Here is a 24,443-nt window from a genome sequence, read left to right as displayed (position 1 = left end):
GCCGCGCCGGATGTAGGCTGGGCGAAATCGGTGAAAGGGGTGACATGGCCGACTCATTGTCAGTGGCGCAGGGGCGCGAATATCTTGCAATTCCAGGGCCTTCGGTGATCCCGGACCAGGTGTTGCAAGCCATGCACCGCCCGTCGCCCAACATCTATGAAGGTGCGTTGCACAGCCTGACCGAAGCAATCATTCCCGACTTGCGGCGGGTGGCCCGCACCCGGCATCATGTCGCGCTTTATATCTGCAACGGTCATGGGGCGTGGGAAGCGGCGCTGTCGAACGTGCTGGCGCCGGGGGACAGGGTGCTGGTGCCGGCGACCGGGCGGTTCGGCCATGGCTGGGGCGAGGTCGCCAGCGCGCTCGGGGCCGAGGTCGAGTTGATCGAGTTCGGAAAATCCAGCCCGATGGACATGGACCGGATCGCTGACAGCCTGCGCGCGGATCGCCGCCACGAGATCAAGGCCGTGCTCGCGGTGCATGTGGATACATCAAGCTCGGTGCGCAATGACATCGCCGCCCTGCGCGCGGTTCTGGACGATCTGGGGCATCCGGCGCTGTTGATGGTGGATTGCATCGCCTCGCTGGGGTGTGACCGGTTCGAAATGGATGATTGGGGCGTCGACGTGATGGTGACCGCCAGCCAGAAGGGGCTGATGGTGCCGCCGGGGCTGGGTTTGGTGTTCTTCAATGACAGGGCCGCCGCCCGCCGGGCGCAATTGCCGGTGGTCAGCCGGTACTGGGATTGGCAGCCACGCGCGCAGCCACAAGAGTATTACCAGTATTTCGGCGGCACCGCGCCAACGCATCACCTCTATGGGCTGCGTGCCGCGCTTGACCTGATCCATGGCGAAGGGATCGAACATGTCTGGGCCCGCCATGAGCGGCTGGCCAATGCGGTCTGGGCGGCCTGTGCGGCCTGGGGGCAGGGAAACGGGCCCCTGCGGATGAACGTCGCCAATCCCGCGCATCGCAGCCATGCGGTGACCGCGCTTCGGATCGAAACCGGGCAGGGCACCGCGCTGCGCGAATGGCTGACCGACAATCTCGGGCTGACCCTGGGTATCGGGTTGGGCATGGCGGCTTCGGACGATCCCGCGCGGCACCGGTTTTTTCGGCTGGGCCACATGGGGCATGTGAATGGCCAGATGATCCTTGGCCTGCTGGGCGGCATCGAGACCGGGATGCGCGCGCTCGGGATTGCGCATGGCACAGGCGGGGTCGAGGCCGCGGCGGCGGTTATCGCGGGGCGCTGACGCGCGATCAGCGGCGCGCCGCCTCCAACGCCCGGGGCAGGGCGGCCTCGAAGGCGTCAAGATCGTCAGCAGTGCCACAGCTGATCCGGATGCAGCGGTTTTGCGGCACCGAAAACGGCATGCGCACGAAAATGCCCTGGGCAATCAGGTTGTCCAGAACCGCCTTGGCAAAGGCCCCGTCAGCGCCGCAATCGATCGCCACGAAATTTGTCGCCGAGTCGAGCGGCACCAGCCCATACGCCCGCGCGATTCCGGCGATACGATCCCGCCCGGCGGAAATCTCGGCGCGCACATGGTCGAGCCACGGGGCATCCAGGAGCGCGGCAACCGCCCCCGCCTGCGCGGCGCGGTTCATGCCGAAATGGTTGCGCACCTTGTTGAAGGCCGAGATCAGCCCCGGCGCGCCCAGCCCATAGCCGACACGTGCGCCTGCCATGCCATAGGCCTTGGAAAAGGTGCGCATGCGGATCAGCCGGGGATCATCGGCATCGACCTCGATCGCGGTGCCCGCCGGGGCGCATTCCACATAGGCCTCGTCCAGCACCAGCAGGCACCCTTCGGGCAGCGAACCCATCGCCGCCAACAGGTCCGCCCCGCTGTGCCAGGTGCCCATCGGGTTATCTGGATTCGCAAGGTAGACCAGCTTGGCATCCACCTCGGCAGCCTTGGCAAACAGCCGCGCCGGGTCTTCGTGATCGCCCGCATAGGGAACCTTGTGCAGGGTGCCGCCGAACCCGGCCACGTGATAGTTGAAGGTGGGATAGGCCCCGTCCGAGGTGACAACCGCGTCCCCCGGCCCGACCAACAGCCGCACCAGATAGCCCAGCAACCCGTCGATGCCCTCGCCGATCACGATATGGTCCGGTGTGACGCCGTGATGCGCCGCCAGGGCGTGACGCAGGTCGTGATTCTCGGGATCGCCATACATCCAGATGCCGGACATGGCGGCCTGCATCGCGGCAATGGCCCTGGGCGAGGGGCCAAACACGTTTTCATTCGCTCCCAGCCGGGCGGTAAAGGCGCTGCCGCGTTGCCGTTCCTGGGTTTCCGGCCCGACAAAGGGCACGGTGGCGGGCAGGGAATGGGCAAGCGGGGTGTATCGGGGCTCAGTCATGGGCGCAGATAGCCCGAGCCGATGCCCCGACGCAAGCGCCTCCTATTGTGGCCCGTCCGGGCGGCTGAGCACATAGGCCGCCGCGCCGCCAAGACAGACCGCCTGGATGATCAGAACCGTCACCGGCACCCCGGCGATCAGGCTGATCAGGAACACGCCGGCCATGATGCCACAGGCCAGCCGCTTGATCGGTCGGGCAATCGCCCCATGGGCCTCCCAATCGGCGATCAGCGGGCCGAAAATCGCGTGATCGACCAGCCAGCGGCGCATGCGGGGCGACCCCTTGGAAAAGGCAAAGGCCGCGACCAGCACAAACGGCGTGGTCGGCAGCACCGGAAGCACCACGCCGATCAGTCCAAGCAGCAGCGCCACGCCGCCCAGCGTGTTCCACGCCCCGCGCACCAGGGCACGCGACGGTGCTTTGGGCGGTGGATTGGACGGTGGGGGTGAGTCGCGTGTCACGGTTGCTGCCTGTGTGAACCGCTGCGACCATGACCGCGACCGTCGCGGTTGTAAATGCAGGTGCGCGCGGTGCCGCCACGTTCATCTGGATCCGGGCGTCGCTTTGCGGTGAGGTGAGGCGCGCAGACAACCGGAGGAATTTCATGGCACGGGTTTCCGTCGACTATCAGGATCATATTGCCCGGGTGACACTGACCCGCGGCGACAAGATGAACGCGCTGGATGACGAAATGTTCCGGGCGATTGTCGATGCGGGCCAGCAGGTTGCCGCCTCGGATGCGCGGGCGGTGGTGCTGTCTGGCGAGGGCAAGAGCTTTTGCGCGGGGCTCGATCTCGCCAGTTTCGCCAGCATGGGCCAGATCGATCCCGAGGCCTGGCTGATGGGGCGCAGCCACGGGGATACCAACCTGTTGCAGGAAATGTCGCTGGTCTGGCGGCGGGTGCCGGTGCCGGTGATCGCGGCGGTGCACGGGGCGGTTTATGGCGGCGGTCTGCAACTGGCGCTCGGGGCCGATATCCGGATTGCGTCGCCGGATGCCAGGCTGTCGCTGATGGAGATGAAATGGGGGCTGGTGCCCGATCTCGGGGGCATGGTCACCTTGCCGCCGCTGGTGCGCTCGGACGTGCTGCGCCTGATGACCTATACCGCCGAGCCGATCCCGGCAGAGCAGGGCGAACGCTGGGGGCTGGTGACACAGCTGGCTGACGATCCTCGGGCGGCGGCGCTTGCCCTTGCCCGCACCATTGCGGGCAAGAGTCCATCGGCGATCCGCGCGGCCAAGCGGCTGATCGAAACCGCCGAGACCGGGGAGCGTGCCGAGGTTCTGTTGCAGGAGAGCCGGGAATCCGCAGCCCTGATCGGCAAGCCCGACCAGATGGAAGTGGTCGCGGCACAGATGCAGGGGCGCGCGCCGAATTTCAGGTGACCGTGAATCGGCCCGGGGCAGGCGAGCCGCCCCGGCATGCCCGGTGACCGTCAGGCCAGCTCGGCGAGGCGCGCCAGGGCTTCCTTGATCTTGCCCTCTTCTTCCTCGCGCGCGGCGAGGTTGGCGCGGGTCTCGGCGACCACCTCTTCGGGGGCGGAACTGGCAAAGTTCGGGTTGTTCAGGCGTCCGCGCAACCCGCCCAGTTCCTTGGTCAGCTTGCCCAGCGTCTTTTCCAGCCGTGCCTGTTCCTGCGCGATGTCGATGATCCCTGCAAGCGGCAGACCAAAGCTCGCGCCTTCGGCGGCAATTGTCACCGTGCCCTTTGGCAGGGTCGCGGTTTCGGTCAGGTCCTCGATCCGCGCCAGTCGTTTGATCAGCGTTTCGTTGCGCGCCCATGCGGCCCGGCCCCGCGCGTCGATCTGGGTGACCAGCATCGGCACGTACAGACCGGCGGGCACGTGCATCTGGGCACGGGCCGAGCGGACGCTTTCGATCAGCGCGATCACCCAGTTCATCTCGTGATCCGCCGCGCTGTCGACCAGTTCGGTGCCATAGCTCGGCCAATCGGTCACCATCAGCATGTCGTCGCGTTTGCCGGAAGTGCCCCAGAGCTCTTCGGTGATGAAGGGCATGATCGGGTGCAGCAGGATCAGACACTGATCGAGCACCCATTTCATCGTCGCGCGGGTTTCCTCGCGGGCCGGGTTGTCGTCCTGCAAGAGCGGTTTGGAGAATTCCACGTACCAGTCACAGACCTTGCCCCAGACAAAGCCGTAAAGCGCGCTGGCGGCATCGTTGAAACGATAATTCGCAAGCGCCTCGTCCACCTCGCCCCGAACCTTGGCGGTCTCGCCGACGATCCACTTGTTCAGCGCCTGTTCGGTCTGCGGCAGGCCATCCGCCGAAACCTCGAACACGCCGTTCATCTCGGCAAACCGCATGGCGTTCCAGAGCTTGGTCCCGAAATTGCGATAGCCCTTGATCCGCTCCATATCGAGCTTGAGCACGCCGCCAAGGGCCGCCATCGCCGCCGACGAAAACCGCAGCGCGTCGGCTCCGTATTCGTCGATCACGCCCAGCGGATCGACCACGTTGCCGACCGACTTGCTCATCTTCTTGCCCTTGGCGTCACGCACCAGCCCATGCAGGTAAACGGTATCGAACGGGATTTGCCCCACGACAGACAGCTGCATCATCATCATCCGCGCCACCCAGAAAAACAGGATGTCGGTGCCGGTGATCAGGTCGCTGGTCGGGAAATACCGCGCCAGCTCGGGCGTGTCCTCGGGCCAGCCCAGCGTGCCGATGGGCCAGAGACCCGACGAAAACCACGTATCGAGCACATCCGGATCACGCCAGACCGGGTAGACCAGCTTGGTTGAATCCTGGTCCACCGCGTATTGCGCAAGGCATTCCGCCAGCGTGTGAATCGCCGCGTGACGGTCGGCCACCTCGACAATTGCCGCGTGGTTGATCGGGATCGGCGTATCGGCGATTTCATCGCGGAACGCGCCCTGCACCGCCCCGAAATCGGCGGCGCAATGGGAAACGGTGCCGGCATGTACCATACCGTCCTGCATCAGCAGTTTGTGCAATTCTACATGGTCAAGCTCGCCATCTTCGCCGATGGCCTGATCATAGCTCAGGTCCAGCCCGTACCACACCGGGATCTGGTGGCCCCACCACAGCTGGCGGCTGATACACCAGGGCTCGATGTTTTCAAGCCAGTGAAAGTAGACCTTTTCCTCGCGTTCGGGCACGATCCTGACATCGCCATTGCGCACCGCGTCCAGCGCCGGGCCGACGATCTTGTCGGTGTCCACGAACCATTGATCGGTCAGCATCGGTTCGATGACAACCTTGGAGCGGTCGCCAAAGGGCTGCATGATCGGCTTGTTCTCGACCAGCGGCTCGGAAACGGTCACGGCTTCGCCGCTCTCGGGGTCGGCGCGGGTGACATCATGTGTCACCGCCAGCCCTTCGGCGGTGATGTCCGCGACCACCCGCTCGCGGGCCTCGAACCGGTCCAGCCCGCGATATTCGTCGGGCACAAGGTTCATCGCCGCGATCATGGCTTCGTCGAAATCCTGCTCGCCATTGGCGATGGCCTGCGCGACCGCGGCTTCCTCGGCATAAGGCTTGCCGTCGCTGCGCATGGTGCCGCGTGTATCCATCAGGCCGTACATCGGGATATTGCCGCGCTTCGCAACCTGATAGTCGTTAAAGTCATGCGCCCCGGTGATCTTGACCGCGCCCGAGCCGAAATCGGGATCGGGATAGTCATCGGTGATGATTGGGATCAGGCGGCGATGCTCTTTCGGGCCAACTGGAATTTCGCAGAGTTTTCCAACGATTGGAGCGTAACGTTCATCCGATGGATGCACCGCGACCGCGCCGTCACCCAACATGGTTTCGGGCCGCGTGGTGGCGATCGCGATATAGTCGCGCTCTTCCTCGAGCACGATGTTCCCGTCTTCGTCCTTTTCCACATAGGTATAGGTGGCCCCCCCGGCGAGCGGGTATTTGAAGTGCCACATATGGCCGGCGACCTCGATATTCTCGACCTCGAGATCGGAAATCGCGGTCTCGAAATGCGGGTCCCAGTTGACCAGCCGCTTGCCGCGATAGATCAGCTCCTTGTCGTACATGTCGACAAAGACCTTGATCACCGCGTCATGGAAATTGCCCTCTTCCCCCGCCGGTGCTCCGGGCGCGCCGGACATGGTGAAGGCGTTACGCGACCAATCCAGCGACGCGCCAAGACGCTTGAGTTGGCCGATAATGGTGCCGCCGGACTTCTGTTTTTGTTCCCAGACCTTTGCGGTGAAATCTTCACGTGAAAAATCGGTGCGGCGCTTGCCGTCCTTGGCGAGTTCGCGTTCCACCACCATCTGCGTGGCGATGCCCGCGTGGTCCTGGCCCGGCTGCCAGAGCGTGTCGAACCCGCGCATCCGGTGCCAGCGCACCAGGATGTCCTGCAAGGTGTTGTTGAAGGCATGCCCCATATGCAGGCTGCCGGTCACGTTGGGCGGCGGGATCATCACGCAATAGGTCTCGGCGCGTTTGGCGTTGGCACCGGCCTTGAAACAGCCCGCGTCTTCCCAGGCCCGATACAGGCGGTCTTCGGCTTCTGCCGCGTTGAAAGTCTTGTTCATCGCCATAACGCTGATCCCTTTTCCGTCGCGCTTCATCTAGCGAAACAGCGGCGCAAGGGAAAGGCGCGTCATCAGGTTTTCTCGGTGTGCTGCGCGGATGCGGGCTATGCCTCGTCGATTTCGCGGCCCTGCGCCGGATTCGAGTGGCCGCGTGGCTGGACATTGCGCGGATGGCATCTAGTCTCCGGTCGCAACGAGAGAGGGATTTCCAATGGATAAGTTCGGCAAGAGCCAACCGGTTACGCGGACCGAGGATAACCGGTTCCTGACCGGCGCGGGGCGGTATATTGCGGATGATGCCGGCGCATCGGCGTTGCAGTGCTATCTGCTGCGCAGCGAGGTTGCGCATGGGCGGATCACCGCGCTGGATCCGGGCGCGGCGCAACAGGCACCGGGCGTGCGGCTGGTGGTGACGGCCGACGATCTGCTCGGGGCCGGGATTGCCAACAATATCGAGGCCAATCTGGTCAGAAACCGCGACGGATCGATGGGCGCGGCCCCGGTGCGGCCCGTCCTTGCCACCGACCGGGTGCGGTTTGTCGGCGAACCGATTGTCGCGGTGATCGCCGACACGCTGCACGCGGCGCGGGATGCAGCGGAATTGATCCTGGTCGAGATCGATGACCTGCCGGTCAAGCTGGATGTCTGCGCCGGTGGCGAGGCCCTGCATCCCGAAGCCCCGGACAATCGGGCCTTTGACTGGGAAATCGGCGATGAGACCGCGACCAACGCGGCGTTTGAGGCGGCGGCGCGGGTGGTCAGCCTTGACGTGGAGGACAACCGGATCATCACCAATTCGATGGAGCCGCGCGGATGCCACGCGGATTGGGACGGCGCGCGGCTGCATTTCGCCTTTGGCGGGCAGGGTGTCTGGGGCATGAAGGACCGCCTGGCCACCATGCTGGGATTATCGCCCGGAGACGTGCATGTGACGATCCCCGACGTGGGCGGCGGCTTTGGCATGAAGGCGATGCCCTATCCGGAATACGTGATCGTGGCCCATGCGGCGCGCGCCCTTGGGCGGGCGGTGTGCTGGCTGGGCGAGCGCACGGAATCGATGCTGAGCGACAATGCCGGGCGCGACCTGGCGACACTGGCCGAACTGGCCTTTGACAGCACCGGCAGGATCACCGCCTACCGCGTGCATTCACGGGTGAATCTCGGGGCCTATAACGGGGTGATGGGCCAGCCGATCCAGACCGAGCTGTTTTCCCGCGTCTTGATGGGCTGTTACGACGTTCAGACCGTGTGGATGCGGGCAGAGGGGTTCTATACCAACACCACGCAGGTTGACGCCTATCGCGGCGCGGGCCGGCCCGAGGCGATCTATGTGCTGGAACGCGCGATGGATCGCGCGGCGCGTGAGCTGGATATCGACCCGTGGGAGCTGCGCCGGCGCAATTTCATCCCCGCAGACCGCTTTCCCTACAAGAGCGCGACGGGCGAAACCTATGATGTCGGCGATTTTCACAAGGTTCTGGCCCGGGCAGCACAGATGTCGGATCATGCCGGTTTCGCGGCGCGGCGCGATGCCGACGCGGCGCGCGGGCTGCTGCGTGGGCAGGGGCTGTGTTACTATATCGAAAGTATTTTGGGAGACCCTGCCGAAGGCGCACGTATCGTGTTCGAGGAGGATGGCACCGTGAGCATCCATGTAGGCACCCAAAGCAACGGGCAGGGGCATGAAACCGTCTATGCCCAGTTCCTGGCGGATCAGACCGGCATTCCCGTCGAGCTGATCAATGTCGTGCAGGGCGATTCCGACATCATCCCGCAGGGTGGGGGTACCGGCGGCTCGCGCTCGGTCACCACCCAGGCCAATGTCACGCTGGTGGCGGTGTCACAGATGATTTCGGCCTTTGTGCCCTATCTTGCCGACAGGATGGGAGTGGCCGAGGCCGATCTGGATTTCGATGACGAGACCTTCCGCGCGCCGGGTTCGAACCTGACGCTATCGCTGCTCGAGGTGGCCGAGATGGCCCGCGCCGACGGGCGTGCCGACCTGCTCGATCACGCGGCCCGCGCAACCTTGCCCGCGCGCAGCTTTCCCAATGGCGCGCATGTGGCCGAAATCGTCATCGATCCGGACACCGGTGTGGTTCAGGTCGATCGCTATACGGTGGTCGATGACTTCGGCAACCTGATCAATCCACTGCTGGCCGAGGGCCAGGTACATGGCGGCGTGGCGCAGGGGCTGGGGCAGGCGATCACCGAACACGTGGTTCACGACGACGAGGGGCAGCTGCTCACGGCAAGTTTTATGGATTATGCCTTGCCCCGCGCCGGTGACGTGCCGATGATCGGATTCACCTCGGAACCGGTGCCCTCGACCGCCAACCCCATGGGCATGAAAGGCTGTGGCGAGGCGGGGACCGTCGGCTCGATGGCGGCGGTTGCCAATGCGGTTCAGGATGCGCTGTGGGCGCGCGGGGTGCGTCGGGCGGACATGCCGTTCACGCCGATGAGAGTTTGGAGCCTGTTGCAGAATGATCCTGTCGCGGCTGAGAAATAAGCTTTTCGGATGGCTCGGGCGGCCGCTGCGCTCCGAGCATTCCGCCGAGGTCAAACCGCGCGGCCCGCTCACGCATGTGATCATTCTCGACGGGACGCTGTCGTCGCTTGAACCCGGATTCGAAACCCATGCGGGCATGACCTATCGCCTGTGCCGCGAGATGGGGATGCAGGTCTCGGTGTTTTACGAGGCGGGGGTACAATGGAACAGCTGGCGGGGCACGGTGGATGTGATGCTCGGCCGTGGCATCAATCGCCAGATCCGCCGTGCCTATGGCTATCTGGCCTCGCGCTATCGCCCCGGCGACCGGATCTTCCTGTTCGGTTATTCGCGCGGGGCCTTTGCGGTGCGCTCGCTGGCCGGGGTGATCGACATGGTCGGCCTGTTGCGCGCCGAACAGGCCACGGTGCGCAATATCCGCAACGCCTATCGGCACTATCAATATTATCCGCTGACCCAGCAGGCGGGCCGTTTCAAGGAAACCTTCTGTCACGCGGATGTGCCGATCGAGATGATCGGAGTGTGGGATACGGTCAAGGCGCTTGGGCTCAACCTGCCGCTGCTCTGGCGCAGCGCCGGGGATCAACATTCGTTTCACAACCATCAGCTTGGCAACAGCATCCGCAACGGGTTCCAGGCGCTGGCGCTGGACGAAACCCGCCGGGCATACGCGCCGGAACTCTGGTATAGCGCACCGGATTTTCCGGGCCGGGTCGAGCAGGTCTGGTTCCGGGGCACCCATGGGGATATCGGCGGTCACCTGAACGGCTATGAACCCGCGCGCCCGCTGGCCAACCTGTCGCTCGTCTGGATGCTCGGGCACGCGCAAGATTGCGGGCTGCCGCTGCCCGAGGGTTGGCGGGCCAGGTTCCGGACCGATCCCGATGCGCCGTCGCATGGCACCTGGCGTGGGTGGGGCCGGATCTTCCTGCTGCGCGGCGCGCGCAAGGTAGGACAGGACCCGTCAGAGAGCATTCATCCGTCGGTCCGGCCCGAACTGTTGCAGCGCGGTGCGTCGATCATGCCCCGGCTGCGACCGGGCGGGGCGGAATAGGCGGGCGGCTCAGCGGTCGTTCATCTTCATGATGATACAGGTGGTCGATCCCGTGGCATAGAGCTTGCCGTCCTCGACACCGCGGATCTCGCCATGCGCCACCCCGGTCGAGCGGCCCGCGTGATCGACCACGGCGCTGCAGTCGATCTCCATCCCCAGCGGGATCGTGCGGGTGATGTTGATCTTGTATTCCAGCGTCGTATAGACCGACCCCTTTGGCACCATGGTCATCACCGCACAGGCCATCGCGCTGTCCAGAAGCGTGCCGTACCAGCCGCCATGCACGGTGCCCATCGGGTTGGTGACCCCGAATTCGGGCGTGCCGCGAAAGGTCACGCGCCCCGGTTCGACCGCATGCAGGACATAGTCGAGCGTGCCGGCAATCGGCGGGCCGGGAACGGTGCCCTCCAGGATGCCCTGCATGAATTCGAGCCCGGACATCGACAGGACATCCGCCATGCTCGGCAGGTCGGAAAAATCATTGGCAAGCTTCATGTTCATCCCCGTGCTCCTGATTGCCGCGACGGTAACAGGAGGCGGGGGGTGGACAAGCGTTACGCTACGTTCTGCAACTGCACCTTGGGCGTAACCCCAAGCGCATGACAGACATCGCGGGTCAGCTCGGGACGGTTCAGCGTGTAGAAATGCAGCTTGTCGACCCCGCCATCGATGAGGTTGCTGCAAAGCTCGGTGCAAAGCGCCGTGGCTAGCAGGTCTTCGCGCCCGTCGCGCAGGGCCTTGTCGAACGCATCCTCGACCCAGGCCGGGATGGTCGCGCCACAGCGGCGGGCAAAGTTGCGCGCGCCTTTCCAGTTCTCGATCGGCAGGATGCCGGGCGTGATCGGGGCGTCGATCCCGGCTGCGACACAGGCGTCACGGAAGCGGAAAAACGTGTCAGCCTCGAAAAAGAACTGGGTCAGCGCCTCGTTGGCCCCGGCGTCGATCTTGGCCTTGAGCCAGTCGATATCGGCCTTGAAATCGGCGGCTTCGGGGTGCTTGTCCGGATAGGCCCCGACGCGGATGTTGAATTTTCCGGTCCCGGCCAGCGCCTCGATCAGCTCAACCGAATTGGCAAACCCGTCTTCATGCGGAACAAAGGCCCCGCTGCCCTTGGGCGGATCGCCGCGCAGCGCGACGATATCGCTGACCCCGGCTTCGGCAAACCCGTCGGCAATGGCGAGGGTTTCGGCGCGGGTGGCATTCACGCAGGTCAGGTGCGCCGCGACGTTCAGCCCCGAGGATTTGTGCAGGGTGGCCACCGCGTCGCGGGTCAGATCGCGGGTGGTGCCGCCCGCGCCATAGGTGACCGATACAAAGCGCGGATCCAGCGGGGCAAGAGATTGCACCGTGTCCCAGAGCCGGAACGACCCTTCGAGGTTCTGGGGCGGGAAGAATTCGAACGAAACGGCGGGAACAGTCATGGCGGCATCCTCTGATTTCGTCCCTTGTGACACGGGGCGCGTTGTGAGACAATTTCATAATTCTCAAGAACAACATGAGCCGCGTATGAGACTGATAATCGCCATCCTGCTGCCGTTCCTGGTCTTTTTTACCATCGGGCGGCCGTTTCAGGGAATTCTGTGCCTCATCCTGCAAATCACGCTGATCGGTTGGATTCCGGCGGCGATCTGGGCGGTCTATGCGCTCAGCCAGTTCAACACCGACAAGAAGATCTCGGCAATGCGCCGGGACGGGCGATAGACGGCCATGCACCTGGAATTCCGGCATCTTCGCACCATCAAGGCGATCCATGAATGCGGCGGTCTGGCGCGCGCGGCGGATCAGTTGAACATCACCCAGAGCGCCCTGAGCCACCAGATCAAGGGGCTTGAGGATCAGGCTGGCGTCGAGCTGTTCATCAGACGGTCCAAGCCCATGACCCTGTCGGCGGCGGGGTTCCGGCTGCTGCGTCTGGCCGAGCAGGTGCTGCCACAGGTCGAGGCGACGTTGTCCGAGTTTTCCAACCTGCGCGCGGGCAAGACCGGGCGGATGCATATCGCGATCGAATGCCATGCCTGTTTCGAATGGCTGTTCCCAGTTCTCGAAGCCTTTCGCAAGACCTGGCATGACGTGGATGTAGATATTCGCCCCGGTCTGGCCTTTGACGCGCTGCCCGCGCTGCAAAAGGAAGAAGTCGATCTGGTCGTGTCCTCCGATCCCGAGGACCTGCCCGGCGTCACCTTCGTGGAACTCTTTGACTATCAAGCGGTTTTCGTGGCGGCGGCGGAACATCCCCTTGCCGCGAAACCCTGGGTCGAGGCGGCGGATTTCCGGGGCGAGACGCTGATTACCTATCCGGTCGACCGGGCGCGGCTGGATGTGTTCAGCCAGCTGTTGATCCCGGCGCGGGTCGAGCCGGCGGCGATCCGGCAGGTCGAGTTGACGGCGGTGATCCTGTTGCTGGTGGCGTCCAATCGCGGGGTGTCGGTCTTGCCCGATTGGGTGGTGCGCGAGGTCAAGTATTCCTCGGATTACGTAACCCGGCCGCTGACGGAACAAGGCGTGACCCGGCGGCTCTACGCGGCGGTGCGCAGCGAAGATTTGGACAAGCCGTTCATGCGCGACCTGATCGACCTTGCACGGGTCGAGGCGCGCAAGTTGCAGGCGCTGTGATCCGGTTGACCTATTTCCGCCGCTTGGCCCGCAGGGTCGGGTCGGCCTGGGTCGGGTCTTCGGGCCAGGGGTGCTTTGGGTATTGCGCGCGCATGTCCTTGCGCACGTCGGCATAGGAACCGGACCAGAAGCCGGGCAGGTCGCGGGTGATCTGGATCGGCCGTTGCGCGGGCGACAGCAGCGTGATCTTGAGCGGAACCCCGGCGCTTGTGGGGTGCGCGCTCACGCCGAACAGCTCTTGCAGGCGGAGCTCGATTGCCGGGTCTTCGCCGGCGTAATCGATGGGAACCTTGCGGCCCAGCGGCGTGGTGAAATGGCCGGGCGCGCGGGTGTCGATCAGCTGGGTCTGTTGCCAGTCAAGCGCGGCGCGCAGGGCCGGGAGCAGGTCGAACCGCTTCCAGTCATCGGCACTGCGCACCCCGGTGAGCATCGGCAGCAACCAGTCCTCGATCCGCGCCATCAGGCCCGGCAGCGAGAAATCCGGCAAGTCGGCCCCGGTGGCCCGCACCAGCTCCACGCGCGCGGCAAACCGGGCAGCGGCCCCCGTCAGGGTCAGGCCAAGGTCGCGGACCCCATCCAGCATCGCCCGTGCCACGCGGTCATCGGGCGCATCCTTCCATATACGGTCTTGCAGGGTCAGCGCACCGAACGCTTCCTGTTGACGCGCCACCACCCGCCGGTCACGGCGCGACCATTCGCAGACATCGCGCCAGCCGATCTGTTCGGCAAAAAGATCGCGAATTTCGCTTTCGGCGAGCTGCGCGGCCAGCCGTATGCGGGCTTCGCGCGGGTTGCCGTCCGTGTCGATGGCGACAAGGTAGGGGGCATTGGCCAGCGGGTCGCCGTCATTCAGCACCGCCCCCTTGCCGCCCGACAGGACAAACCGGGGGGCCTCGCCCTTGCGGCGTTGCCCGATCCGGTCGGGATAGGCGAGTGCGGCCATGGCGGCGGGCGAAAGCGTGCTCCGACCCGGTGCGACGGCCCGTTTCAGGCGCGCGGTTTCCGTGCGAATCCGGGCGAGAACGCCGGCATTGACCGGGTAGGGGCGCGTGCGCGCGAATCCCTTGGCATCCCGCATCGCGGCGAGGCGAAGGGCCAGGTCGCAAGGGGCGTTGCGCAATGGATCCCGCTCGGCGAGCAAGGCGGCCAGCGGGGCGGCACCGGCGCCGGCGATGGTCAGCATATGCGCAAGGCGCGGATGCAGCGGCAATCTGGCCAGGGCCAGGCCGTGATCGGTCATGCGGCCAGAACGATCCAGGGCCCCCAGCAGCGTGAGCAACGCGCGCGCCTCGGCCAACGCGCCCTCGGGCGGCGGCGTCAGAAACGCCAGATCGGCCTCGTTCGCGCCCCATTGCGCCAGTTCGAGCGCCAGCCCGGTCAGGTCGGCGGCCTCGATCTCGGCGGGTGGAAAACCAAGTAGCGCGCCGTGTTCGCCGCGGGTCCACAGCCGGTAACAGGCCCCTTCGGCGACACGCCCCGCGCGGCCCTGCCGCTGCGTGGCCTCGGCGCGGGTGACGCGCTCGGTCACCAGCCGTGACATGCCCGAACCCGGATCGAACCGCGCGCGCCGCGCTTGCCCCGCATCGACCACCACGCGGATATCCGGAATGGTTAGCGAGGTTTCCGCGATCGAGGTGGCGAGCACCAGCTTGCGGCCCGAATTGACCGGCGCGATGGCGGCGCGCTGCTGTGCAAATGGCATCGCGCCAAAGAGCGGACGGACCAGGCAATCAGCCGGTAACCGCCCCGCCAGCGCCGCCTCGGTCTTGCGGATTTCGCCTTCGCCCGGCAGGAAAACCAGAATGCCGCCGCCCATGTCGCGGGTCTCGGCCTCGGCCTGTACCACCAGGTCCGCCAGTGCCATATCACGCCGCGCCCTTGGTCCCAGCGGGCGGTCCAGCCAGCGGGTTTCCACTGCAAAACCGCGGCCTTCGGATGTCACCATCGGCGCCTGCATGAGCGTGGCCACCGGGCCGGCATCGAGGGTTGCGGACATCACCAGAAGCCGCAGATCGTCGCGCAGGGCCCCGGCCACCTCGAGACAGAGCGCCAGCCCCAGATCGGCGTTGAGCGAGCGTTCGTGAAATTCGTCAAAGATCACCATGCCGATCCCCGGCAGGTCCGGGGCCGATTGCAACAGGCGCGTGAGGATCCCTTCGGTGACAACCTCGATGCGGGTAGCGGCAGAGGTCCGGGCTTCGCCACGCATCCGGTAGCCGACGGTCTGGCCCACCGGTTCGCCCAGGGTTTCGGCCATGCGCTCGGCGGCGGCACGGGCGGCGAGGCGGCGCGGCTCGAGCATGATCAGCCGCTGGCCCACGGCAAGGAGACCGGCATCGATCAGGGCGAGTGGCACGCGGGTGGTCTTGCCCGCGCCCGGCGGGGCCTGCAACACGGCGCGGCCATGCGCGCCCATGGCCGCGATCAGGCCGGGCAGCGCGTCATCGATCGGCAGGGGGACGGGGGGCAGGGCGGAGCGGCGGTTCATGGCGATGTTATCGCCAAACCCCGGCGCAACGTCCAGCCGCGCTCTGGACAACACCCCACATGGCGCGGCATGTATCGGCAAGACAGTTGCGGAGCAGGCATGGACATCACCGATCTGGGCAAACGAATTCTGGCCGGAGAGCGCCGGGCCCTGGCGCGCGGCATCACGCTGGTCGAGAGTCATCGCGCCGATCACCGGGCACGGGCGACCGATCTGCTGGAATGGCTGGGCCAACATGGGCGGCAAGCCCTGCGCATCGGGCTTTCGGGCACGCCGGGGGTTGGCAAATCGACCTTTATCGAGAGTTTTGGCATGATGCTGATCGGGCAGGGGCAGCGGGTGGCGGTGCTGGCCGTGGATCCCAGCTCGACCCGCTCGGGCGGCTCGATCCTGGGCGACAAGACCCGTATGGACCGGCTGAGCCGGGAGCCGGCGGCGTTCATCCGCCCGTCCCCGAGCCAGACCCATCTGGGCGGGGTGGCGCGGCGCTCGCGCGAGGCGGTGGCACTATGCGAGGCGGCGGGATTCGACGTGGTTCTGATCGAGACGGTCGGGGTAGGGCAATCGGAAACCGTGGTTGCCGAGATGAGTGACCTGTTCCTGCTGTTGCTGGCGCCGGCGGGCGGAGATGAATTGCAGGGGGTCAAGCGCGGCATCATGGAGATGGCCGACCTGATCCTGGTGAACAAGGCGGATGGCGATCTGAAGCCGGCGGCCACGCGGACCTGTTCGGATTATGCCGGGGCGCTGCGCCTGTTGCGCAAGCGGATACAGGACCCCGCGGGATTTCCCAAGGCGATGATGGTCTCGGCCATGCAGGAGAGCGGGCTGACCGAGGCCTGGGACGAAATGCGGACGCTGGTTGGCTGGCGCAAGGAGAACGGCCATTGGAATGGCCGTCGCTCGGCGCAATCGCGGTACTGGTTCAACGAGGATGTGCGACAGGCGCTGCTGGCGCGATTGCAGGAGGATGGCGTGCGCGCGGAAATGCAGCGGTTGGGAGACCTGGTTGCCAGCGGTGAGATGACGCCGTCCTCGGCGGCGCGCGAAGTGCTGCAAGCGCACCTGGCGCGGTGATCCGATTCGCCGCCGCGACCCTCGATTGCCGCGCTCCGCGCCGCCCAGGGTGCTGCAGGGGCGCGGTTTTTCGCGTGACCTTGGGAACCGGGGGGTGTTTCGGCAAACGGGCGGCTTGACGGGGCAGGGCTTTGCAACTATCAGCAGCGGACAGATTTCGGGCGCGGCAAGTGCAGCGCCCTTTTGCATTGTGATACGGCGTGGCCGTATCGGACACTAGACGAGGTACCTGACATGTCGCGCCGTTGCGAACTGACCGGAAAAGGCCCGATGACTGGCAACAATGTCAGCCACGCCAAGAACAGAACCCGCCGCCGGTTTCTGCCGAACCTGAATGATGTGACGTTGCAGTCCGAGACCCTGGGCCGTGGCGTCAAGCTGCGGATCTCGGCTTCGGCGCTGCGCAGCGTTGACCATCGTGGCGGGCTGGATGCCTTTCTTGCCAAGGCCAAGGACGACGAGCTGTCGGCCAACGCCCTGAAGATCAAGAAAGAGATCGCCAAGGCGGCGGCTTCGGCCTGAGCCTGATCCGATCACGGATTTGACGTACAGCCTCGCGGTTTCGCGGGGCTGTTTGCGCTTGCGCTGCGCCGTATCCGGTGCCTATACCGGGCGCGCCATGGGCCCCGTTTGCGCAAGATATATCGCTGCAGCACTTGTTGCGCTTGTTGTCCTGACCGGGCAGGCAATGGCCATTGCCCGGGCTGCGCCGGGACCGGCCGGACAGATCGAACTGTGCACCGGCAGCGGCCCGATCATGGTCTATGTCGATGAGGCCGGCGCACCGGTCGGCCCCCCGCACCTGTGCCCGGATTTCGCCCTGTCATTACTTCTCAAGGGGGGCGAGCCGCAGCAGCAGGAATGGCAGGCCGAGGTTTCGCGCCGCCTGGCACCGGTTCGGGCGGACCTGCAAAACACGCGCATGCCATTGCCCCGGGTGCAGGCCCGCGCGCCGCCGCGTACATCCTGACCCCAAAACCCGATTCCAGACATGTTTCAAGAAAGAGGAATGGCGTTATGTCCATCAAATCCAACCTGCTGGCCGCTGTGGCCCTGCTGACGCTGACCGGGGCTGCCTGGGCTGGCGATTCCGCCGCGAAAATCACCGTGACCGACCCTTATGCGCGCAGCTCGACGATGAACTCGGTCTCGGGTGCAGCCTTCATGATGCTCAGGAATGACAGCGGTCAGGATGACCGGCTGATCGCGGTTTCGTCCGACATTGCCGAGCGTGTGGAACTGCACACCCATGCCGAAGACGCCAACGGCGTGATGAAAATGCGCGAGGTCGAAGACGGTTTCCCGGTCGCCGCGGGCGAATCCCACGCGCTCAGGCGGGGCGGCGATCACGTGATGTTCCTCGGGCTGAAGGCACCGATGAGCGATGGCGACATCATCCCGTTGACCCTGACCTTTGAGAAGGCCGGCGAGGTGGAGATCGAGATTCCGGTCGACCTCGAGCGCAAGCCCGAAGAGGGCGGCATGTCGCATGGCAGCAAGAGTAACTGATCCGGGGAACCGGGCGCGCGGCTAGCCGTTCGACCCCGGCCCCCGGGCGACCAGTTCGGCCACCCAGTCCACGACGACCCGGGTGGCCGGACCAAGCCGGGTTTCGGCAAATCCAAAGCTGACATCCGAGGGTTCGAGATTCATTTCAAGCGTATGCGCACCGGCGGCGCTGGCCTCTTGTACAAACCCGGCGGCGGGATAAACCTGGCCCGAGGTTCCGATGGCGACGAACAGGTCGGCCCGCGCAAGGTGATCCAGGATCCGGTCCATGTGATAGGGCATCTCGCCAAACCAGACCACGTCGGGCCGGGCCGAGGCACCGCCGCAGCGCGGGCACACCGCGCCCGGTTCCATCGTCTCGGGCGCGGGCCAGCGGTGAGCGCAAGCCGCGCAGAGCGCCCCGGCCAATGTTCCGTGCATGTGCACGACGCCCCGCGCTCCCGCTGCCTCGTGCAGCGCATCGACATTCTGGGTCACGATCACCACGTCGTCGGGCCACTTGTCCTGTAACCGCGCCAGCGCATGATGCGCCGCGTTGGGGCGGGCGGCGGCGGCTTGTTGGCGGCGGGCATTGTAGAACGCGTGCACCAATGCGGGGTTGCGGGCAAAGCCCTGGGGCGTGGCGACATCTTCGATCGCATGGCGCGCCCATAACCCGTCGGCATCCCGAAACGTGCCCAGCCCGCTTTCGGCGGAAATGCCCGCGCCGGTCAGAATGACGATCTTTCCCATGCTGTCTCCTTTGCCTATCACTGTGGCCAAAGGAGATCGCCATGACCACCCGCGTTCTGTTCGTCTGTCTCGGGAATATCTGCCGCTCGCCTACCGCCGAGGCGGTGTTTCGCGGGCTGCGGCCCGATCTTGTCACCGACAGCGCGGGAACGGCAGGGTACCACGTGGGTGAACCGCCCTATGGCCCGATGCAGGACGCCGCGCGCAAACGCGGGATCGGGATGAGTGACCTGCGTGCGCGGCAATTCGGGGCCGCGGATTTTTCCCGCTTTGACCTGATCCTGGGGATGGATGCCGAGAACCTGCGCAATATCGAGGCGCTGCGCCCAAAGGGGGCAGAGACTTTGGTGCGCTTGCTGACCGACTACGGATCGGGGGCCGACGTGGTGCCGGACCCCTATTACACCCGTGATTTCGAGGGTGCGCTGGATATCATCGAGGCGGCGGCGCAGGGGCTGGCGAGGGCGCTGGATTAAGCAAGTCGGAAACTGAGAGGATCCGCGGGCCTCTCGTCGATGAGCCGCAGACTGTCGCCCAGCCAGGGCAGCCGCCCAAGTGCCGGGTTGATCATCTGGGTCTGTACCAGCCGACGCACCGTGTCGGCTACATCGCGCGGCACCCGGTCGGCCCAATCCGCCCCGGCAAAGAGCGAGATCGTGCGCGCGAAAGACCCAAAGGGCAGCGCAAAGGCATCGATTTCGTCATGAAACCGTTCGGCGCGCATATAGCCCAGCGGCGTCGTGATCGCCCAGCCGATCCGCCGCGCGACCATCGCCACCAGGGCCAGGTGGCTGCCGATCTCGAACCTGTGCTCGAAACTCAGCTGGTGGCGGGCAAGATGGGTCTCGATCTGCTGCGCGATCAATTGCTCGCCCGCATAGCGCAGCAAGGGCAGGCCCTGGGTGGTGATCTGGTCAACGGCGGTGATCGCATCCTTGGGTGCAATCAGGATGAACGGGTCGCGAACCAACGGGTATTCAACGACATTTTCCGGTGTCGGGCCAGCGCTGGCGGTGACGGCGATGTGATAGCGCCCGTCCTGTACCGCCGGCCCGAGATCAAGGCTGGGCGCGGTGATCAGCTTGAACCGGCACCCCGCCAGGCTGTCCGCCAGGATCGTCGCAAGGCGCGGAGTCAGGTCATTGTCGAAATCGTCGATCAGGCCCACGGACAGGGTATCGAGATGGCCGAGATCCATCACCGTCAACTCGCTCTGCGCCAGCCGGAGCTGGGTCAGGGCAGCCTCGGCCCGCACGAGGAAACTGCGCCCTGCCGGGGTCAGCTGCATCGGCCGCCTCGTGTGATCGACCAGGTCGGTGCCAAGCGCCGCTTCGAGGTTGCGCATCTGCTGGCTGACGGCGGGCTGGCTCAGCCCGGTGCGCTCGGCCGCCTGCGCCACGGTGCCGGTCGCGGCAAGGGCTTCGAAAACTTCGATCCCGCGCAGGGTGACGCCCTTGGTCAGCATGAATCCGGCTCCTACAGTTTTACCTTTTGTGAAACTGCGGGCGCGTGCCGTCAAGCGTGCAAACCGCCGAGCCGATCAACCACAGGATTTACGGGCGCGTTCGCCAAAGGCGCGGTAATTTTTCCAGAACGTCTCGTCGCTGCGCCGGTCCGACTGGCGGATTTCCTGCGCCATATGCGGATCCCTGAACAGCTTGGCCGCCCGTTTGCGCTCGGAGCGGGACAGGCTGCCATTGGCGACACCCTGGATACAGCCGCAAAGCCGTGGCGTGGCGCTGCTGCGCCCGGATGTGCGGCAGGCTCGTTCGATGACGCCGCTGGCGGCAAAAACCGGTTCCGGTGCCGCCCAGGTGATCGTGCCCGCGCACAAGAGTACTGCAATCGCGTGTTTCATTGTCCTGCCTTTTCCGCCTTGCGGGGTCTCGCGCCCCTTGTCCGATTTGCCGGACACTATGGCGCAACGGGCCGCCGCGATCAATTCCCGAGAAATGGGGAGGTGTTGTGCTTACAGGGGCTGCCGCCATTCAGACGCTGTACCGTCGATTCCTTTTGAGTGACCAGTTGGTTTGGGACCTTCCGCCCTACTACAAGTCTATTTCCCGCCCGGTGTATCTTCATCGAAGAACCATTCTGAAATACGCTGCCCTAATTTTAGCAGCCATACCGCTTTCTTTTCAGCCTTTTGGCCTTTCTCTATGCTACGGCCCAGCGTGTTGACCCAGTTCACCAGCCGAGCGCGCCAGACGCGGGCTGGTTTATCAGTAGAGAGGATATTATCCGTTGCCTCCGCAATGGCGTCTTGTGCCTCTTCTGTTAGATCATCGCGCAGTTCCTCGGGGAGTTTTGCAATCTCCTGCCGTTCGGTCTGCGTCGGGTAGCGACGTGTTTCCAATGCCGCGAGCTTAGCAACTCTGGTACGCACCAATTCGTCTTGCTCACACAGTTCCTCAACCGATACGTAAAGCTGGTTTTTCAGGGCGATCAGGCAGGAATCTTCCGGATAATCATTGCCTATTTTTTTGTTCAGGCTCATGCAGGCGTTCCAGAACAAAGTTGCAACGGTGCTTGCGCTACGATCTGGAGTGCAGGCGGACTGAATCATGATGGTCTCGCCAGAGGTTTCCGACAGCCCGTTTGCTGTTCCACTAGCTAATGCTGCATTCAAAGAGATCTGTACGGTGTCGATCGCATATCCCAGCGGTTCCAGTGGAATGCTAACGTCTCGCTCGACCCCCCATTTGCCGTTGTCTGTCAGAACGATTGATGGACCCACGGATGTATAGAAGGATTGCTCGATCTTCTTGATAACCTTTGCCGCGACCTCTGGTCCGGCTTCCCATTCTTCATCGGTTACTTCGGTGGCGATCCGAAGGCTGAGTTCCCATGGTAGGGGTTTGCCGCTCAGAATGCCCTCGTACCACTTTAGCCAGAAGGCCCATTTCTCGGGCGCGGCTTGCAGCAGGCGTTGCAGTTCTAGCCAAAGCGGCTCCAAGGGTTGGGGCAGCTGATAGTCCGGCCAAAGTGGAGGCCATCCGCCCGCATGCGCGGCATCCGACGTGACAGCGGCCCATTCTGCCGGCCCGAGAAACTCGGCAGAGTGCTTTACCGAGTTTGCGGCGAAAGTCATGGACTTGGCCTTTTCTTCCGCTTCCCAATAGGCTTGTTTTGAGCTGTCTTTCGATGGGCCATCTGGCGTTGAGGGCGGCCTTGGATGACTGCCGGTGCGATTGGCGACGAATGACGCGAAGAGTATGGCGGCGCAAGCCGAGTGGGCGGTTGAGCCGGTGGGCGCATCGATCTCACGGCTTGTTCCCGGACGATTTAAGGCCTCTCTTTCGGTGTTTGGATCATTGGCGATGTTCGAAACAATCAGAAGCGTGCGAAAGCACTTGAGCATATTGGAATCGAAATCTGTGTCGGACATGGCTGCCAGTCCCGGCATCGCGCGCAGCGCCGCACGAGCCGCAATCCAGATCTTCGTCTGGTGCGGTTGGGGATGTAACCATGTGGTAGCACTACGCCAGCTTGTAATCTCGACCTTTGTCATGCCCGCTTGACCGCCCCGCAAAACCAAATCATATCCTGCACCATGACTGACCTCGCACATATCCGCAATTTCTCGATCGTCGCGCATATCGATCACGGGAAATCCACGCTTGCAGACCGCCTGATCCAGGAGACCGGCACCGTTCAGGACCGGGACATGAAGGAACAGTTGCTTGACGCGATGGATATCGAGCGCGAGCGGGGGATCACCATCAAGGCCAACACCGTGCGCATCGACTATGTTGCCGATGATGGCGAGACCTATGTGCTGAACCTGATCGACACGCCGGGCCACGTGGACTTTGCCTATGAGGTCAGCCGCTCGATGCGCGCGGTCGAAGGCTCGCTGTTGGTGGTGGACTCCACGCAAGGGGTCGAGGCGCAGACGCTGGCCAATGTCTATCAGGCGATCGATGCCGACCACGAGATCGTGCCGGTCCTGAACAAGATCGACCTGCCCGCGTCGGAATGCGACCGGGTGGCAGAGCAGATCGAGGACGTGATCGGGATCGACGCATCCGGCGCAATCCGTGTCAGCGCCAAGACCGGGGTCGGCATTCGCGACACGCTGGAAGCGATCGTACAGCATTTGCCCGCCCCCAAGGGCAACCGGGACGCGCCGCTCAAGGCGATGCTGGTGGACAGCTGGTATGATTCCTATCTCGGCGTGATCGTGCTGGTGCGGATCATGGACGGCGTTCTGAAAAAGGGCGACCGGGTGCGGATGATCCAGTCGGGTTCAACCCACCTGGTGGACCGGATCGGCGTGTTCCGCCCGCAGATGCAGGTGGTGGACGAGCTTGGCCCCGGCGAGATCGGCTTTCTGACCGCCTCGATCAAGCAGGTGCGCGACACCCGTGTGGGCGACACGATCACCCATGAAAAGAAGGGCTGCGAAGCGCCGCTTCCGGGGTTCAAGCCCTCGGTGCCGGTGGTGTTCTGTGGCCTGTTCCCGGTGGATTCCGCCGAGTTCGAAGACCTGCGCGATGCCATCGAGAAGCTGGCGCTGAATGACGCGTCGTTTTCCTATGAAATGGAAACCTCCGCGGCGCTTGGTTTTGGGTTCCGCTGCGGGTTCCTCGGGCTCTTGCACCTTGAGGTCGTCCGCGACCGGATCGAGCGCGAATATGATATCGAGCTGATCACCACCGCGCCGTCAGTGGTCTATCACGTCTACATGAAAGACGGCACGATGGAGGAATTGCACAACCCGGCCGACATGCCCGACCTGTCGGTGGTCGATCATATCGAGGAGCCGCGGATCAAGGCGACGATCCTGGTGCCGGACGAATATCTGGGCGATGTGCTGAAACTGTGCCAGGACCGGCGCGGCATCCAGATGGACCTGACCTATGCCGGGTCGCGGGCGATGGTGGTCTATGATCTGCCGCTGAACGAGGTGGTGTTCGATTTCTACGACCGGCTGAAATCGGTAACCAAGGGCTATGCCAGCTTTGATTACCAGCTGACCGGCTACCGGGCCGACAACCTGGTCAAGATGTCGGTGCTGGTGAATGACGAGCCGGTGGATGCGCTGTCGATGATGGTGCATCGCGACCGTGCGGAAATGCGCGGGCGGGCGATGTGCGAAAAGCTCAAGGACCTGATCCCGCGCCACATGTTCAAGATCCCGATCCAGGCGGCGATCGGCGGCAAGGTGATCGCCCGCGAAACCCTGAGCGCGCTGCGCAAGGACGTGACCGCGAAATGTTATGGCGGTGACGCGACGCGCAAGAAAAAACTGCTGGAGAAGCAGAAGAAGGGCAAGAAGAAGATGCGCCAGTTCGGAAAGGTGGACATTCCGCAAGAGGCGTTCATTTCCGCCCTCAAGATGGACAGCTAGGGCATTCCGCCTTTGCGCCGAAGCACTGATTTCCCGGAAATCAGGCTGTCCGGTTTGCCGCGTCGTCCAATGGCATGAAGCATCGCCTGTTGCTGTGGAATGGAAGCGGCAGCGCATGGATCGCCAATTGCGATCCTTGCGCTGCCTATCGCGTTCGTGAGTGTGTTGGCTTTGCGATGACGCAGATATAGG

Annotated in this window: 22 protein-coding genes; 12 read left to right on the top strand and 10 right to left on the bottom strand. The window is 64.4% G+C overall.

The window, feature by feature from the left end; all coding sequences use genetic code 11:
* The first annotated feature begins 44 nt into the window (after nt 1–44).
* Nucleotides 45–1,256 carry a pyridoxal-phosphate-dependent aminotransferase family protein gene (locus ACP15R_RS00750; RefSeq protein ID WP_424984452.1) on the top strand — a complete coding sequence of 404 codons (1,212 nt, stop codon included), beginning with the start codon at nt 45–47 and terminating at the stop codon, nt 1,254–1,256.
* A gap of 7 nt (nt 1,257–1,263) precedes the next feature.
* Here the strand turns inward: ACP15R_RS00750 and ACP15R_RS00745 are convergent, their stop codons facing one another.
* Together ACP15R_RS00745 and ACP15R_RS00740 are read right to left on the bottom strand one after the other, a co-directional pair.
* Nucleotides 1,264–2,370: a pyridoxal phosphate-dependent aminotransferase gene (locus ACP15R_RS00745; protein WP_424984451.1), complete on the bottom strand. Its 1,107-nt coding sequence runs from the start codon at nt 2,368–2,370 to the stop codon at nt 1,264–1,266.
* A gap of 42 nt (nt 2,371–2,412) precedes the next feature.
* Nucleotides 2,413–2,832: a YbaN family protein gene (locus ACP15R_RS00740; RefSeq protein WP_424984450.1), complete on the bottom strand. Its 420-nt coding sequence runs from the start codon at nt 2,830–2,832 to the stop codon at nt 2,413–2,415.
* 143 nt (nt 2,833–2,975) lie between these two features.
* Here ACP15R_RS00740 and ACP15R_RS00735 point away from each other — a divergent pair, with 143 nt between their 5' ends.
* Nucleotides 2,976–3,758: a crotonase/enoyl-CoA hydratase family protein gene (locus tag ACP15R_RS00735; protein ID WP_424984449.1), complete on the top strand. Its 783-nt coding sequence runs from the start codon at nt 2,976–2,978 to the stop codon at nt 3,756–3,758.
* Between the two features lie 50 nt (nt 3,759–3,808).
* Here ACP15R_RS00735 and ACP15R_RS00730 read toward each other — a convergent pair whose 3' ends face one another.
* Complete coding sequence (locus ACP15R_RS00730) at nt 3,809–6,919, bottom strand: valine--tRNA ligase (RefSeq protein ID WP_424984448.1); 3,111 nt, start codon at nt 6,917–6,919, stop codon at nt 3,809–3,811.
* Between the two features lie 205 nt (nt 6,920–7,124).
* On the opposite strand from ACP15R_RS00730, the gene ACP15R_RS00725 reads away from it, so the two are divergent.
* A complete protein-coding gene (locus tag ACP15R_RS00725; protein ID WP_424984447.1) occupies nt 7,125–9,425 on the top strand; it encodes a xanthine dehydrogenase family protein molybdopterin-binding subunit in 2,301 nt (766 codons plus the stop codon).
* A complete protein-coding gene (locus ACP15R_RS00720) occupies nt 9,400–10,479 on the top strand; it encodes a DUF2235 domain-containing protein (protein ID WP_424984446.1) in 1,080 nt (359 codons plus the stop codon). The genes ACP15R_RS00725 and ACP15R_RS00720 overlap by 26 nt, the downstream gene beginning before the upstream one ends.
* Before the next feature lie 9 nt (nt 10,480–10,488).
* Here the strand turns inward: ACP15R_RS00720 and ACP15R_RS00715 are convergent, their stop codons facing one another.
* Nucleotides 10,489–10,980 carry a PaaI family thioesterase gene (locus tag ACP15R_RS00715; RefSeq protein WP_424984445.1) on the bottom strand — a complete coding sequence of 164 codons (492 nt, stop codon included), beginning with the start codon at nt 10,978–10,980 and terminating at the stop codon, nt 10,489–10,491.
* A gap of 53 nt (nt 10,981–11,033) precedes the next feature.
* A complete protein-coding gene (gene metF / locus ACP15R_RS00710; RefSeq protein ID WP_424984444.1) occupies nt 11,034–11,900 on the bottom strand; it encodes a methylenetetrahydrofolate reductase [NAD(P)H] in 867 nt (288 codons plus the stop codon).
* An 85-nt stretch (nt 11,901–11,985) separates the two neighbouring features.
* Here metF and ACP15R_RS00705 point away from each other — a divergent pair, with 85 nt between their 5' ends.
* On the top strand, nt 11,986–12,180 hold the full coding sequence (locus ACP15R_RS00705) for a YqaE/Pmp3 family membrane protein (RefSeq protein ID WP_424984443.1): 195 nt from the start codon (nt 11,986–11,988) through the stop codon (nt 12,178–12,180).
* Between the two features lie 6 nt (nt 12,181–12,186).
* Nucleotides 12,187–13,092 carry a LysR family transcriptional regulator gene (locus tag ACP15R_RS00700; protein WP_424984442.1) on the top strand — a complete coding sequence of 302 codons (906 nt, stop codon included), beginning with the start codon at nt 12,187–12,189 and terminating at the stop codon, nt 13,090–13,092.
* A 10-nt stretch (nt 13,093–13,102) separates the two neighbouring features.
* Here ACP15R_RS00700 and hrpB read toward each other — a convergent pair whose 3' ends face one another.
* Nucleotides 13,103–15,580 carry an ATP-dependent helicase HrpB gene (gene hrpB, locus ACP15R_RS00695; protein WP_424984441.1) on the bottom strand — a complete coding sequence of 826 codons (2,478 nt, stop codon included), beginning with the start codon at nt 15,578–15,580 and terminating at the stop codon, nt 13,103–13,105.
* 99 nt (nt 15,581–15,679) lie between these two features.
* Here hrpB and meaB point away from each other — a divergent pair, with 99 nt between their 5' ends.
* The 4 genes from meaB (at nt 15,680) to ACP15R_RS00675 (ending at nt 18,166) form a co-directional block, all read left to right on the top strand.
* Nucleotides 15,680–16,657: a methylmalonyl Co-A mutase-associated GTPase MeaB gene (meaB, locus tag ACP15R_RS00690; RefSeq protein WP_424984440.1), complete on the top strand. Its 978-nt coding sequence runs from the start codon at nt 15,680–15,682 to the stop codon at nt 16,655–16,657.
* Between the two features lie 234 nt (nt 16,658–16,891).
* On the top strand, nt 16,892–17,179 hold the full coding sequence (gene rpmB, locus ACP15R_RS00685; protein ID WP_369952952.1) for a 50S ribosomal protein L28: 288 nt from the start codon (nt 16,892–16,894) through the stop codon (nt 17,177–17,179).
* Between the two features lie 166 nt (nt 17,180–17,345).
* Nucleotides 17,346–17,627, top strand: a complete 282-nt coding sequence (locus ACP15R_RS00680) for a hypothetical protein (protein ID WP_424984439.1) — start codon at nt 17,346–17,348, stop codon at nt 17,625–17,627.
* Between the two features lie 47 nt (nt 17,628–17,674).
* Nucleotides 17,675–18,166, top strand: a complete 492-nt coding sequence (locus ACP15R_RS00675) for a copper chaperone PCu(A)C (RefSeq protein ID WP_424984438.1) — start codon at nt 17,675–17,677, stop codon at nt 18,164–18,166.
* Nucleotides 18,167–18,187: 21 nt separating this feature from the next.
* On the opposite strand, the gene ACP15R_RS00670 is transcribed toward ACP15R_RS00675, so the two are convergent.
* Nucleotides 18,188–18,898, bottom strand: a complete 711-nt coding sequence (locus ACP15R_RS00670) for an NAD-dependent deacylase (RefSeq protein WP_424984437.1) — start codon at nt 18,896–18,898, stop codon at nt 18,188–18,190.
* Nucleotides 18,899–18,939: 41 nt separating this feature from the next.
* Between ACP15R_RS00670 and ACP15R_RS00665 the strand changes: the two genes are divergently transcribed.
* Nucleotides 18,940–19,374, top strand: coding sequence for a low molecular weight protein-tyrosine-phosphatase (locus tag ACP15R_RS00665; protein ID WP_424984436.1), 435 nt, complete (start codon nt 18,940–18,942; stop codon nt 19,372–19,374).
* Here ACP15R_RS00665 and ACP15R_RS00660 read toward each other — a convergent pair.
* The 3 genes from ACP15R_RS00660 to ACP15R_RS00650 all read right to left on the bottom strand — a co-directional run bounded on the left by ACP15R_RS00660 (nt 19,371) and on the right by ACP15R_RS00650 (nt 22,505).
* Nucleotides 19,371–20,363 carry a LysR family transcriptional regulator gene (locus tag ACP15R_RS00660; RefSeq protein WP_424984435.1) on the bottom strand — a complete coding sequence of 331 codons (993 nt, stop codon included), beginning with the start codon at nt 20,361–20,363 and terminating at the stop codon, nt 19,371–19,373. The two genes, ACP15R_RS00665 and ACP15R_RS00660, sit on opposite strands and share 4 nt — an antisense overlap.
* A gap of 75 nt (nt 20,364–20,438) precedes the next feature.
* On the bottom strand, nt 20,439–20,756 hold the full coding sequence (locus tag ACP15R_RS00655) for a hypothetical protein (RefSeq protein WP_424984434.1): 318 nt from the start codon (nt 20,754–20,756) through the stop codon (nt 20,439–20,441).
* 198 nt (nt 20,757–20,954) lie between these two features.
* Nucleotides 20,955–22,505, bottom strand: coding sequence for a hypothetical protein (locus ACP15R_RS00650; protein ID WP_424984433.1), 1,551 nt, complete (start codon nt 22,503–22,505; stop codon nt 20,955–20,957).
* On the opposite strand from ACP15R_RS00650, the gene lepA reads away from it, so the two are divergent.
* Nucleotides 22,452–24,251, top strand: a complete 1,800-nt coding sequence (gene lepA / locus ACP15R_RS00645; protein ID WP_424984432.1) for a translation elongation factor 4 — start codon at nt 22,452–22,454, stop codon at nt 24,249–24,251. The genes ACP15R_RS00650 and lepA overlap by 54 nt on opposite strands.
* Nucleotides 24,252–24,443: the final 192 nt, after the last annotated feature.

It is taken from the genome of Microbulbifer sp. S227A (genome assembly GCF_049800935.1).
This window is presented reverse-complemented; position numbering and strand designations above follow the sequence as displayed.